9 protein-coding genes are annotated in these 13,832 nt (G+C 52.5%); 4 read left to right on the plus strand and 5 right to left on the minus strand.

The features are described from left to right. Positions 1 to 3: 3 nt before the first annotated feature. A complete protein-coding gene (gltB, locus tag BIY29_RS02820) occupies positions 4 to 4,464 on the minus strand; it encodes a glutamate synthase large subunit (protein WP_121573572.1) in 4,461 nt (1,486 codons plus the stop codon). Between the two features lie 650 nt (positions 4,465 to 5,114). On the opposite strand from gltB, the gene mnmL reads away from it, so the two are divergent. The 4 genes from mnmL to mtgA all read left to right on the plus strand — a co-directional run bounded on the left by mnmL (position 5,115) and on the right by mtgA (position 10,125). Continuing rightward, the gene (mnmL, locus tag BIY29_RS02825; RefSeq protein ID WP_121573573.1) at positions 5,115 to 6,044 is read left to right on the plus strand and encodes a tRNA modification radical SAM protein MnmL/YtqA; all 930 of its coding nucleotides are present in this window, start codon (positions 5,115 to 5,117) and stop codon (positions 6,042 to 6,044) included. Between the two features lie 75 nt (positions 6,045 to 6,119). Beyond that, positions 6,120 to 8,483 carry an aerobic respiration two-component sensor histidine kinase ArcB gene (arcB, locus tag BIY29_RS02830; protein ID WP_121573575.1) on the plus strand — a complete coding sequence of 788 codons (2,364 nt, stop codon included), beginning with the start codon at positions 6,120 to 6,122 and terminating at the stop codon, positions 8,481 to 8,483. 260 nt (positions 8,484 to 8,743) lie between these two features. Next, positions 8,744 to 9,397 (plus strand): isoprenoid biosynthesis glyoxalase ElbB, encoded by a 654-nt coding sequence (gene elbB, locus BIY29_RS02835; RefSeq protein ID WP_121573577.1) that lies wholly within the window; start codon positions 8,744 to 8,746, stop codon positions 9,395 to 9,397. Continuing rightward, complete coding sequence (mtgA, locus tag BIY29_RS02840) at positions 9,394 to 10,125, plus strand: monofunctional biosynthetic peptidoglycan transglycosylase (protein ID WP_121573579.1); 732 nt, start codon at positions 9,394 to 9,396, stop codon at positions 10,123 to 10,125. Before elbB ends, mtgA begins: the two co-directional genes overlap by 4 nt. An 85-nt stretch (positions 10,126 to 10,210) precedes the next feature. Here mtgA and dolP read toward each other — a convergent pair whose 3' ends face one another. The 4 genes from dolP to BIY29_RS02860 are packed head-to-tail and all read right to left on the minus strand — an operon-like array spanning position 10,211 to position 13,827. After that, positions 10,211 to 10,786, minus strand: a complete 576-nt coding sequence (gene dolP / locus BIY29_RS02845) for a division/outer membrane stress-associated lipid-binding lipoprotein (protein WP_121573581.1) — start codon at positions 10,784 to 10,786, stop codon at positions 10,211 to 10,213. 10 nt (positions 10,787 to 10,796) lie between these two features. Beyond that, on the minus strand, positions 10,797 to 11,387 hold the full coding sequence (gene diaA / locus BIY29_RS02850; RefSeq protein WP_121573583.1) for a DnaA initiator-associating protein DiaA: 591 nt from the start codon (positions 11,385 to 11,387) through the stop codon (positions 10,797 to 10,799). A gap of 41 nt (positions 11,388 to 11,428) precedes the next feature. Continuing rightward, positions 11,429 to 11,785 carry a YraN family protein gene (locus BIY29_RS02855; protein WP_205680299.1) on the minus strand — a complete coding sequence of 119 codons (357 nt, stop codon included), beginning with the start codon at positions 11,783 to 11,785 and terminating at the stop codon, positions 11,429 to 11,431. Beyond that, a complete protein-coding gene (locus tag BIY29_RS02860) occupies positions 11,782 to 13,827 on the minus strand; it encodes a penicillin-binding protein activator (protein ID WP_121573586.1) in 2,046 nt (681 codons plus the stop codon). The genes BIY29_RS02855 and BIY29_RS02860 overlap by 4 nt, the downstream gene beginning before the upstream one ends. Positions 13,828 to 13,832 lie beyond the last annotated feature (5 nt).

The raw sequence follows: 13,832 nt of genomic DNA on the forward strand, positions 1-13,832 counted from the left end.
CTCTTACTGCGCCTGAACCCGCAGCTCGGCTGCGGAACGACTACGGTGACCCAACAATGCCTTCACATCACTTGACTTTGGTTTCACCAGAGCGAATTTGAATGCCCATGCCTGCCAGTTGGCGAGGATCTCCTCGCCACGCTGCGAACCGGTATGTTGTACATGCTCGGTAATCAGACCGCGCAAATGTTCTTCATGAATAGCCAGTTGTTCTACATCCAGCACTTCTACCAGCTCAGGGTTAACGCGTTTGCGAAATTCGCCATCTTCGTCCAGAACGTAAGCGAAACCACCCGTCATCCCCGCGCCAAAGTTGACGCCGGTGCGACCCAGTACACAAACGATACCGCCTGTCATATATTCACAGCCGTTATCACCGATGCCTTCTACCACGGTGATGGCGCCGGAGTTACGCACGGCGAAACGTTCGCCTGCGCGGCCTGCTGCAAATAGCTTGCCGCCGGTGGCGCCATACAGGCAGGTGTTGCCAATGATGCTGGCCTCATGGCTGCGGAACGCGGAACCTACTGGAGGACGAATGGAAATGCTGCCGCCAGCCATGCCTTTACCGACATAGTCATTGGCATCGCCGGTCAGCGCCAGTTCGACGCCGCCCGCATTCCAGACGCCAAAGCTCTGCCCGGCAGTACCGGAGAAGTAGGCTTTAATCGGATCGCTCGCCAGCCCCTGATCGCCATACTGTGCAGCAATCGCGCCAGATAGGGTGGCGCCGACGGAGCGGTCAGTGTTGCGGATATCAAAGTAGAGCGCTTTACTCTGCTTCGCCTCCACATAAGGCTGCGCCTGCGCCAGAAGTTCTCTGTTCAGCAGCCCTTTATCAAACGATGGGTTGCTTTCTGTGCAGTACAACGCTTTGCCCGGATGAGGTTGCGCCGTATGCAGCAGCGGCGACAGATCCAGTTTGTTTTGCTTGGCGGTGAAACCATCCAGCTCAATCAGCAGGTCGGTGCGGCCAATCAAATCCACCAGTCGGGTAACACCCAGTTCCGCCATCAGCATACGGGTTTCGTGCGCGATAAACTGGAAATAATTGGTCACGCGTTCCGGCAGGCCGTGATAGTGATCGCGGCGCAGCTTTTCATCCTGGGTGGCGACCCCGGTGGCACAGTTATTCAGGTGACAGATACGCAGGTATTTGCAGCCTAGCGCCACCATCGGGCCAGTACCGAAACCGAAACTTTCCGCACCCAGAATCGCCGCCTTGATGATGTCCAGCCCGGTTTTCAGGCCGCCATCCACCTGTAAGCGGATTTTGTGGCGCAGACCGTTGGCCACCAGCGCCTGCTGGGTTTCCACCAGGCCCAATTCCCACGGACAGCCCGCGTATTTCACCGATGTCAGCGGGCTGGCGCCCGTGCCGCCATCGTAACCGGCAATGGTGATCAGGTCAGCATAGGCTTTCGCCACACCGGTAGCGATGGTGCCGACACCAGGCTCGGAAACCAGTTTGACCGAGATCATGGCTTTCGGGTTAATTTGTTTCAGATCGAAAATCAACTGCGCCAGATCTTCGATTGAATAAATATCATGGTGCGGCGGCGGCGAAATTAATGTTACGCCCGGTACTGAGTAACGCAGTCTGGCAATATAAGGCGTAACTTTATCGCCGGGTAGCTGCCCCCCTTCTCCGGGCTTGGCGCCCTGCGCCACTTTGATCTGAATGACGTCAGCGTTGACCAGATAGGCTGGCGTTACGCCGAAGCGGCCAGAGGCCACCTGTTTGATCCGGGAAACCTTGTTGGTGCCGTAACGCGCCGGATCTTCCCCGCCTTCGCCGGAGTTTGAGAAACCACCCAGGCTGTTCATGGCTTCAGCCAGTGATTCATGCGCTTCAGGGCTGAGTGCGCCAATTGACATCGCCGCGGTATCAAAGCGCTTGAACATCTCTGTTACCGGCTCGACATCGTCGATAGAAATGGCGCTGCCTTCCTGCGGCTTCAATGCCAGCAGATCGCGTAAGGTCGCTGCCGGACGGTTATTGACCAGTTTGGCATATTGCTGGTAATCGCTGTATTCGCCGCTTTTAACCGCAGTCTGCAAGGTGGTGACCACATCAGGGTTGTAGGCGTGGTATTCGCCGCCGTGGACGAATTTCAGCAGCCCGCCTTGATCCAGCGTTTTACGTTTCAGCCAGGCGCGTTTGGAGAGGTTCAGCAAATCCTGTTCGAAATCGCTGAAACTGGCCCCGCCGATACGGCTGACTACACCCAGGAAGCACTGTGAAGCAACATCTTTATGCAGACCGACAGCTTCAAATAGTTTGGCGCAGCGATAAGAGGCGACGGTGGATATGCCCATTTTGGACATGATCTTATACAGCCCCTTGTTGATGCCGTTACGGTAGTTCAGCATCACCGTGCGATAGGGTTTTTCAATGGTGTGGTTGTCTACCATCCGCGCCAGTGTTTCGTAGGCGAGGTAAGGGTAAATCGCCGTGGCGCCGAAGCCGAGCAGCACCGCAAAGTGGTGCGGATCGCGTGCACTGGCGGTTTCAACAATGAGGTTGGCATCGCAACGCAGGCTTTTCTCAACCAGACGGCGTTGAATCGCGCCAACGGCCATCGGTGCCGGCACCGGCAGGCGTTTCGCGGAGATCTCACGGTCGGAAAGCACCAGCAGCACTGCACCATCACGAACTTTATGTTCAGCTTCATCGCACAGTTTGTCGATGGTCTGTTGCAGCGTTTGCTGTTGCGGTTCGAATGTCAGATCCAGAATATCGGCGCGGTAGTGTTGCTGATCTTGCGAGATCAACTGCTTGAAATCGGAATACAGCAGAATGGGAGACTTAAAGCTCAGGCGGTGGGCCTGGCCTTCCGCTTCACAGAAGACGTTCATTTCCCGGCCGATGCAGGTTGCCAGCGACATAACATGTGCTTCACGCAGTGGATCGATGGGCGGGTTGGTCACCTGGGCGAACTGTTGCCGGAAATAGTCATAAATAATGCGCGGACGACTGGAAAGTACGGCAAATGGGGTGTCGTCGCCCATCGAGCCAGTCGCTTCCTGACCGTTCTCGCCCAGCACGCGGATGATCTGGTCCAGTTCTTCACTGCTGTAACCAAACTGCTTCTGATAGGTTTCCAGCAACGCGTCGTCAAGTTCGCGGCTACCGACCTGATCGTCCGGCAGATCCTCAAACGGCACCAGACGTTGGACGTTTTTCTCCATCCATTCTTTGTAAGGATGACGGCTTTTTAAATCGTCGTCGGTTTCGGCTGAATGCAGAATGCGTCCACGACGGGTATCGATAACCATCAGTTCGCCCGGGCCAACCCGGCCTTTCTCAACCACTTCATCCGGCTGATAATCCCAGATGCCCACTTCGGAGGCACAGGTAATCAGTTTATCTTTGGTGATGACATAGCGTGCCGGACGCAAGCCGTTACGGTCCAGATTACAGGCGGCGTAGCGTCCGTCGGACATCACGATACCAGCCGGGCCATCCCACGGTTCCATGTGCATAGAGTTAAAGTCAAAGAAGGCGCGCAACTCTGGATCCATATCCGGATTGTTCTGCCAGGCTGGCGGCACCAGCAGACGCATGGCGCGGATGATGTCCATCCCGCCGCTGAGGAACAGCTCCAGCATGTTATCCAGTGAGCTGGAGTCGGAGCCGGTTTCGTTGACGAACGGCGCGGCATCCTGTAAGTCCGGGATCAGCGGGGTTTTGAATTTATAAGCACGGGCGCGTGCCCATTGGCGGTTACCGGCAATGGTGTTGATCTCACCGTTGTGCGCCAGATAGCGGAATGGTTGCGCCAGTGGCCAGCGCGGTACGGTGTTGGTCGAAAAACGCTGGTGGAACAGGCAGATCGCCGATTCCAGCCGCAGATCGGCCAGATCGAGATAAAAGCGCGGCAGATCCGCAGGCATACACAAGCCTTTATAGATCGTCACCAGATTGGAGAAACTGCAAACGTAGAACTCTTTATCTTCAATACGTTTTTCGATACGGCGGCGCGCCATGAACAAACGGCGCTCCATATCGCTCTGTAGCCAGCCGGCCGGGGCGTTGACAAAGATTTGCTCAATACGCGGCAAAGACGACAGTGCGATTTCACCCAATACGTCAGGATTGGTCGGCACTTCGCGCCAGCCAAGCACGGAAAGCGTTTCGTTTTGCAGTTCTTCTTCCACAATCCGGCGGGTGGCGCGGGCCAGATCTTCATCCTGATTGAGAAACATCATGCCGACGGAATAATTTTTGGCTAACCGCCAGCCGCGCTCTTCCGCCACCAGACGGAAAAAACGATCGGGTTTTTGAAGCAATAAGCCACAGCCGTCGCCGGTCTTGCCGTCAGCAAGGATTGCGCCACGGTGTTGCATACGGGCAAGCGCATGAATCGCGGTACGCACTACCTTGTGGCTCGGCTCACCTTCTATATGGGCGATTAATCCAAAACCACAGTTGTCTCTCTCTTGAGATGCATCGTACAACATAATAGTGAACCTCCCCGGGCTCTGTGTGACTCTCACAACCTACTGCGAGAAAGCACCTTGGCGTTGAGCTGCGTATACCTGCCGCTCTCTTCTTCGGCCTCTCGTGACGGTCTCACAAGTGGTAAATGACTTGTTTTTAGAGGGAGTCTTCTTTACTGCATAAATATGACGAGTCGAGGACTCATCAGGAAAGCTTCCAGCGGATCCCCAAATTAGCGAGAAAGCCTGTTCAGGTCAAATACCAGTGCAAACAGTGTTAGTAAGGGATAATTTTTAGTTATACCTATGAATGTTAATGATTTTTTTAGATAAAATACGTTACTGCCGCATTATTGGTTATGTTGGAACTGTGAGCTGTATCACTATGCATATATCATAATATCTCTGCTACATGCTGCAATATTTGTGCCTTTTGGAATTTTATACTGCTTTTGTTATTTTTTTTGATTTATGCCACTGTTTTTCATTTGTTCGTCATCTTTTAATGTCAAGTAGGCGGATAAGAAAAATTAATTAGCGGGAATGTGACTTTATTTGCACTAAAAGCGAATAATAATTCATTTTAACTGAAGATAGGGGATTGATCGGCGTCATCACGGCACAGAGACTGACAGAGTAGGCTGCTCTTCCTCAAGAGGGCTGGTAAGAATATGCAATTACAAAAATTAATCAATATGTTTGGTGGAAATCTTCAACGCCGGTATGGGGAAAAGGTACACAAACTCACGCTGCATGGTGGTTTTAGCTGCCCAAACCGGGACGGAACGCTGGGGCGGGGAGGCTGCACTTTCTGTAATGTTGCCTCGTTTGCTGATGAGCAGATGCAGCAGCGCAGTATTATTCAACAGTTGGCCGCGCAGGCCGGGAAGATAAACCGGGCAAACCGTTATCTGGCCTATTTTCAGGCCTATACCAGCACCTACGCCGAAGTTAAGGTGTTGGAAAATATGTATCAGGCGGCGCTGGCTCAGGCGGATATGGTTGGGCTGTGTGTCGGCACCCGACCGGATTGTGTGCCGGATGCGGTGCTGGATTTGCTGTCCGGTTATCATGAGCAGGGCTATGAGGTGTGGCTGGAGCTGGGCCTCCAGAGTGCGTGTGACAAAACGCTGCGCCGGATTAACCGCGGCCACGATTTCGCCTGTTACCAGCAGACGGTCCGGCGCGCCCGCGAACGTGGTCTGAAGGTCTGCTGTCACCTGATCGTTGGCCTGCCGGGCGAGGATGCGCAGTGTTGTTTATCCACGCTCGACCAGGTGATCGATACCGGCGTGGAAGGCATTAAGCTCCATCCGCTGCACATCGTGGAGGGCAGCATTATGGCGAAAGCCTGGCGAGCTGGCAGATTACCCGCTCTGTCGCTGGAAGAGTATGTATCGACCGCCGGCGAGATGATTCGCCGCACGCCGCCGAAGATTGTCTATCACCGCATTTCCGCCAGTGCCCGCCGCCCGACATTGCTGGCTCCGCTATGGTGTGAGAATCGCTGGACCGGCATGGTAGAGTTGGATCGTTATCTACAGATTCATGGCGTTCAGGGGTCGGCATTGGGCACGCCTTATCTATACCGTGTTATTTAGCGTCTATCCCATCGGGGCTATTTTACTGGTCATTTTACGATATGATCCGGTGGTTCGTGACCTAAGGAAACCGCTATGAAGCAAATCCGCCTGTTAGCTCAGTATTATGTTGATTTAATGGTAAAACTGGGACTTGTCCGTTTTTCACTACTGCTGGCTTCGGTACTGGTGCTGCTGGCGATGGTCGTGCAGATGGCCGTCACCCTGCTGCTCAGAGGGGAAGTGGAAAATATTGATGTCGTTCGTTCCATCTTTTTCGGCTTGTTGATTACCCCGTGGGCAGTTTATTTTCTTTCCGTGGTCGTGGAACAACTTGAAGAGTCGCGTCAGCGGCTGTCAAAGCTGGTGGCGAAACTGGAAGAGATGCGTCACCGGGATCTTGAGTTGAACCAGCAGCTCCAGGAAAACATTACCCAGCTTAATCAGGAAATTGCCGACCGTATCAAATCAGAAGAAGCGCGTCTGCGGGTGGTGAGTAAGCTGAAAGAGGAAATGACCCGCCGTGAACAGGCGCAGATTGAGCTGGAGCAACAGTCAGCGTTGCTACGATCTTTTCTCGATGCCTCCCCTGATCTGGTTTATTACCGTAATGAAGAAAAAGAGTTTTCTGGTTGTAACCGTGCGATGGAATTGCTGGTGGGCAAAAGCCAGAAGCAACTCATCGGCCTGACGCCGCAGGACGTTTATCCGCCGGACATTGCTGATAAAGTGATGGAAACCGACGAGAAAGTGTTCCGCCATAACGTGTCGCTCACGTATGAACAGTGGCTGGTGTATCCCGATGGTCGCAAAGCCTGTTTTGAACTACGAAAAGTCCCATTTTACGATCGAATGGGCAAACGTCACGGGCTAATGGGTTTTGGCCGCGATATAACGGAGCGTAAGCGTTACCAGGACGCGTTAGAGAATGCCAGCAGGGAGAAGACCACTTTTATCTCAACGATCAGCCACGAGCTGCGTACGCCGCTTAATGGCATTGTCGGATTAAGCCGTATTTTGCTGGATACCCAGCTCGATGCAGAACAGCAGAAATATTTAAAAACGATTCATGTCAGTGCTATCACGCTGGGCAACATTTTCAATGACGTGATTGAAATGGACAAGCAGGAACGTCGGAAGGTGCAGTTGGATAACCAGCCGATAGATTTCACCGGATTTCTGATCGATCTGGAGAATTTGGGCGGGTTGCTGGCTCAACCTAAAGGACTGAAGCTGATTATGGAACCGCACCCGCCTTTGCCGCAGAAAATTATTACCGATGGCACTCGCCTGCGGCAGATCCTGTGGAACCTGCTCAGTAACGCCGTGAAATTCACTCCGCAAGGAAAAATTGTGGTGCGGGTGTGGCATGATCAAGGTGACCGCCTGCGCATTGAGGTCGAGGACTCCGGCATGGGGATCCCGGCGGATGAATTGGAAAAAATCTTTGCCATGTACTATCAGGTGACGGATCAGCATGGCGGGAAGCCTGCGACCGGGACGGGTATCGGTCTGTCGGTTTCAAAACGTCTGGCCCAAAACATGGGGGGCGACATCCATGTTACGAGTCTTCAGGGGAAAGGTTCTTGCTTCACCCTGACTGTTACGGCGCCAGGTGTTGAAGAGGGCATCAGTAATCAGGATGCCGATGATGAAATGCCGCTACCGGCGCTGCATGTGTTGCTGGTGGAGGACATTGAACTGAATGTGGTGGTGGCGCGCTCGGTGCTGGAAAAATTGGGCAGCAGTGTGGAAGTGGCAATGACCGGGCAGGACGCGCTGGATATGTTCGATCCCGATGAGTTTGATCTGGTTTTGCTGGATATTCAATTGCCGGATATGTCCGGGTTGGATGTAGCCCGCCGTATACGCAAACGTTATGCCAGCCGCAGCCTGCCGCCTCTGGTTGCGTTAACGGCCAACGTACTGAAAGATAAAAAAGAGTATCTGGATGCCGGTATGGATGACGTGCTGAGTAAACCGCTGTCAGTGCCTGCGCTGACCACCGTCATCCAACAATATTGGGATCATCAAATAGCATGTGCAGATGCACCTGTTACTGGCAAAAGTGGCGAAATGGTTAACCAGACACTGTTGGACATTGCAATGCTGGAACAGTATTTGGATCTGGTTGGACCAAAATTAATTTACCAAAGCCTGGATATGTTCGAGCAAATGATGCCGGGATATCTGGCTATTCTTGATTCCAACATGACGGCGCGCGACCAGAAAGGAATTACCGAAGAGGGGCACAAGATTAAAGGCGCGGCGGGATCGGTTGGTCTTCGTCATCTGCAACAGGTTGCCCAACAGATACAGACGCCAACGTTACCGGCCTGGTGGGATAACGTACAGGAATGGATTGATGAGCTTAAGCATGACTGGCGTCATGACGTTCAGGTTCTGCGGGATTGGGTTGCGGCGTTTGAGAAAAGCGAGTCACAGGGATGTGGGGAGTAAAAAAAATTACCCCGACCGAAGCCGGGGTGCGCGAATTATTGCGCCAACACCAGGGAAAACGGGCACCTGCGTTTAGATATCAGGGTTCGTGAACTCGCAAGTGCGGATATTTAAATCTTAGCTAATTTACATCTTTATCAAGCAACAAAATAGCAAATGCAGAAACGTTAGTTACAAGAATCATTAAAATGTGTGATGTAGATTAGTGTTTGTCAATTAAAAAATCAATTAGTTGATGTAATGAAATGAGGGAAAAGATCATGAAAAGAGTCGGTATCGTCCTTAGCGGGTGTGGTGTTTATGATGGTTCAGAGATTCACGAAGCAGTATTGACGCTGCTTGCGCTTGATCGAGCAGGGGCCAAAGCGGTTTGCTTTGCGCCAGATAAGTTGCAATTACAGGTAGTTAATCACCTGACGGGTGACGTAACCAATGAAAATCGCAACGTTTTAGTTGAATCCGCACGGATTGCCAGAGGGAAAATTCGGCCGCTTTCTGAAGCGGATGCGCAACAACTTGATGCGTTAATTGTACCCGGCGGTTTCGGTTCAGCTAAAAATTTAAGCGACTTCGCCACCCAGGGTTCGGCATGTCAGGTTGATGAATCTTTGAAATTACTCACACAGGAAATTTATAAGCAAAACAAACCAATTGGTTTTATTTGCATCAGCCCTGCCCTGTTGCCAACGTTATTGGGAGAGCCAGTCAGAATTACCATCGGTAATGATATTGATACTGCTGAAATTGTTGAAGAAATGGGTGGTATTCACGTGGTTTGCCCGGTTGATGATATCGTGGTGGATGCTGAACATAAAATTGTCACCACGCCCGCTTACATGCTAGCTAACTCGATTAGTGAAGCGGCAAAGGGAATTGATAAACTGGTGCAGCGCGTGTTGGATTTTATTGAATGAGATTGAGCCGCCGCAACGGTCTGCTGATGCGTTTTAAACGCCTGGTTATTCGGTGCCTGCTGGTGGTAGTGGGATTCTGGCTGGCAGGCATACTGCTGTTTTCTTTTCTGCCTGTTCCATTTTCCGCCGTGATGGTTGACCGTCAGATCAGCGCGTGGCTGCGCGGCGATTTTGCATATGTTGCGTATTCGGACTGGGTTTCTATGGATGAGATAGCTCCGGCGATGGCGCTGGCGGTGATCGCCGCCGAAGATCAGAAATTCCCTCAGCACTGGGGTTTTGATATTGACGCCATTAACTCAGCGCTGAAACATAACGAACGTAATACGCAGCGGGTCCGAGGAGCCTCTACGCTCTCTCAGCAAACGGTGAAAAATTTGTTCTTGTGGGATGGTCGTAGCTGGCTGCGAAAAGGTCTCGAAGCCGGGATAACCGCAGGCGTTGAACTGGTATGGACTAAACGGCGGATCCTGACGGTATATCTCAATATCGCTGAGTTCGGTCCCGGTATTTTTGGCGTAGAGGCAGCCGCAAGGCGCTATTTCAACAAGCCTGCCGGCAGGCTTACCGCAAGCGAAGCGGCTTTGCTGGCGGCGGTGTTGCCAAACCCTATCCGTTTTCGCGTGAGTGCGCCGTCCGGGTATGTGATCCAACGCCAGCAATGGATTTTACGCCAGATGCGCCAGATAGGCGGCGAAGCCTTTTTGCGTTCAAATGGATTAAACTGAACGAATAATCACGCAGCCAATTATTATCAAAGCATAAGTTATTAGGATGAACCCTCGCGAAAGCGAGGGCGGTTGTGGTCAGGCCTTATTGCAGATAGGTAAAAGCAGTGGTGACGTGCTTCACTCCGCTGACCTTACTGGCAAGTTCAGCGGCTGACGCTCCTTCACGCTGGGTAACCAGACCTAACAGGAAGACTTCACCATTTTCAGTGGTGACTTTCACGTTTGAAGATTTAACCGTGTCGCTCGCCAGGATCTGCGAACGAACTTTGGTTGTGATCCAGGTATCCATTGACGCAGTTCCCAGTGAAACTGGTGTACCCTGGCGTATTTCATTATAGACTTCGGCTGCGCCTTCCACGCCAAGTGCAATTTGCTTTGCTCGGTTTGCGAGTTCTGTATTGGGCGCTTGCCCCGTCAGCAAGACTTTGCCCTGATAGGCGGTAGCAACAATGCGGGCGTCTTTTTTCAATTGCGCATCTTTACTGATTGCATTGGTCACGCGTATTTCCAGCGTGCCGTCGTCAACCTGTGTTCCCACCGTGCGGGGATCGGTGGCGCTTTTGGTGGCAACCGCGGCACTTCCGACAACTACCGCGCCAACGCAACCTTGTAGTAAGAGGGCGATAGACAGCACGGCAAATGCAGAACTTATCCTCATGTAGTGCTCCTTAATCGTTCTGGTGTGGAAAAAGTGAATTATCAATTAAATCGCACAGGCAGTTAACCGTCAGCATGTGCATTTCCTGAATACGGGCGCAACGGTGTGAAGGAATGCGGATTTCCACATCCTGTGGACCAAGCAACCCGGCCAATTCGCCGCCATCGTAACCGGTCAGGGCGATAATTGTCATGTCTCTGGTTACTGCCGCTTCCACTGCTTTTACAATGTCACGGCTATTTCCGCGGGTAGATATTGCCAGTAATACGTCGCCGGTTTGTCCCAGCGCACGAACTTGTTTGGCGTAGATTTCTTCGTGCAGTCGATCGTTGGCGATCGCAGTTAAGACCACATTATCAGCATTAAGTGCAATTGCCGGTAAGCTAGGGCGTTCAGCTTCAAAACGATTGATCATGCTGGCAGCAAAATGCTGGGAGTTGGCAGCCGACGTTCCATTACCGCAGCACAGAATTTTATTGCCGTTCAGCAGACACTGCACCAGTGCCATTGCGGCACGTGAGATTGCATCTGGTAAGGCTTCCGCAGCAGCAATCTGCGTTTGAATACTCTCAGTAAAACAAACTTTTATTCTATCCAGCACGTTGAGTTAACCTACTTTAATTAAAGTCCATGAAAAACGAGTCATCTCTGCGCGTTAAAGGCGTTAGGGATCCAGGCAAACTGGTTTCCCGTAATGGCCAGCACGTCGAAACGGCAGTCAACCGTATCAAAACTGGCTCCCCGTTGCGCCAGCCAGACGGCGGCGGCATGGAGCAACCGCTGTTGTTTCTGTCGGGTAATACTGGCAGCCGCACCGCCAAAGTCGGCATTTCGCCGATAGCGGACTTCCACAAAGACCCAGGTTTGCCGATCGCGCATAACTAAATCCAGTTCCCCACCGCGCAACGTTACATTGGCTGCGGTGAAGGTCAAGCCAGCGCGTTCAAGATAGCGCCGGGCCTGCTGTTCGTAATCTGCGCCCGTTGTTCGCCGGTTCAGGATGCTGGCACCAACTGTCCCTGACGATATTGCAGCCAGGTCATTTGCCGGCTAATCACACAATCGGAAGTTGCGCTCAGTATGCCCGTTGCTCCGGCGACCTGATGGCCGGGAATCTGGCGCATTTCGGCAAAGTGGCTGGACAGGGTCCAGGCATCCATTCCCATGGCATAAAGGCGTACCAATGAGTAATCATTTTTGAACTGGTTGATCACCTGTTGCATCAGCGCCGGATTTTCACCGGCTAACAGCGGAATCTCGCTGAACTGTAATCCTTCCATTTCGAGACGGAAGTCAGGGCCGCTACCCGCTTGAAAACTACGGGAACTGGCATACAGCGCAGGACGTGATCGCGATGTGGTACGCATATCGATCATGGGTTTGATTAGCGCCAGTTCATCGGGTGTGGCGATAATATAAACGGCATCAATATTACCGCTTATGGATGAACTGACTACGGGTTCCACCTGAGCCGGGATAGTTAAGCCGCCCACGGTTGTTTCGGTTTGTGTTTGCGGCGGCGTCATATTGACAGGCTGACCACTCAGGCTGAGGCCTGCCCCACTGTTAATAGCTTGTTTTAGCTCAAAAGCGCTGCCAAAGCGTTGCTGCAACAGGTTGCCTCCACCTTGCTGGTTCCAGGCTTGCGCAAAGGCGTTGACGACGCGATCGCCCAGGTTTCCGCGTGGCACCAACAATAATGGCTGCTGTTTACCCTGTTGGTGCATAAATTTTGCGGCATCTCTGGCTTCATCTTCCGGCGATAAGGCGAAGTAGCAGATATTAGGGCTGTTCTGCGCATGTTCAGGCTGATTGAGCGCCAGAATATTCAACGAAGACAGGCTTCCTGCTAATTGTTCCACTTCATTTTTCAATAGCGGCCCGACGACGAGGGAAGCGCCATCCTGTTGTGCCTGAGTTAATACATTCGATAAAGGTTGTGATGAGGTGTCATACACTTTTACCGGTAAAGCGCTGGAAACTGGGGGCTGAACTGCCGTGGGGGGAGTGTCAACGGCATTAACGTCGGCGCTGTATTCCGCGTGGTCCTGACCATCCTGGCCGTTTTGTTCATCTTGCCCATTCTGATCATCGGCAGTCCCGGTATTTTGATCCTGGAGGCTCTCTTGCTGGGTGTCGCTGGCAGGCTGGGTTACCAGTGACGTTCCCGCCATCGCCGCCTGACCGTTTTTCGCCGCGTTGAACCCTTGTTGGATAGCATTGGCAAACACCTGGGCCTGACCGTTTAATGGCAGCAGCAGCGCGATACTGCTGACCTGTGACTGCTGGAAATCGACCACCTGTGTTAACTGTGTTGGTAGTGTTTTGGAGGCCGGATGACGCGGGTAACGGGTTTGCCAGTCCTGGACCGCCGTTTTCAACCGATCGGGAGACTGACGGTTGTTCTGATAGGTGTTAAGCAGATCAATCCACCCCTGAAGAACGTTTTCGTTGGCATTAATCAGTAATGATGCTGATTCCTGCGGTGTCATCTGCACCAGCGTTTGCCAGGTTTGATCAAGATTCTGTTGGTGAGCGCTATTTTGCAGTAAAGGTTCCTGAGCGACATAGGCACGCAGTAGTGTCAGGGATGGGCGTCCCTGACTCGCCTGAATATATGCCCCATAGTAGCGAAGTTGCTGATGAGGGGAGAGCGTGCTGACGTCCAGTTGGCTCAATGCCGTATTCGCGGCATCCATATTGTTTTGCGCAACCGACAGTTCAGCGCCCAGCAATTGCTGTTCTTGTTGCTGTACCGCACTTAAATTGGGTGGTAATGCGCTGAATTGCTGGCTTGCCTGCGGTGTTTTGCCTTCCTGCAATAAGGCACGAATAGCGAGTAATTGCCAGTCAGCCTTGTTATTATCGCCGCTTTGCTGCATCTGTTGCAGATAATAAGCGGATGCGGCATCAGCCCTGCCTTGAACCTCAGGCGGCGGGCTCTGCGGCGCCCGACTTGGACAGCCTGCAAGAAACAGCGCCGCTAACAAAACAGGGATAATGCGCCCTGCCTGACTACGGACGAAATGAAAGGGAAGCATACTGT

Source organism: Brenneria alni (assembly GCF_003666245.1).
In the GTDB taxonomy this organism is placed as follows: Bacteria; Pseudomonadota; Gammaproteobacteria; order Enterobacterales; family Enterobacteriaceae; genus Brenneria; species Brenneria alni.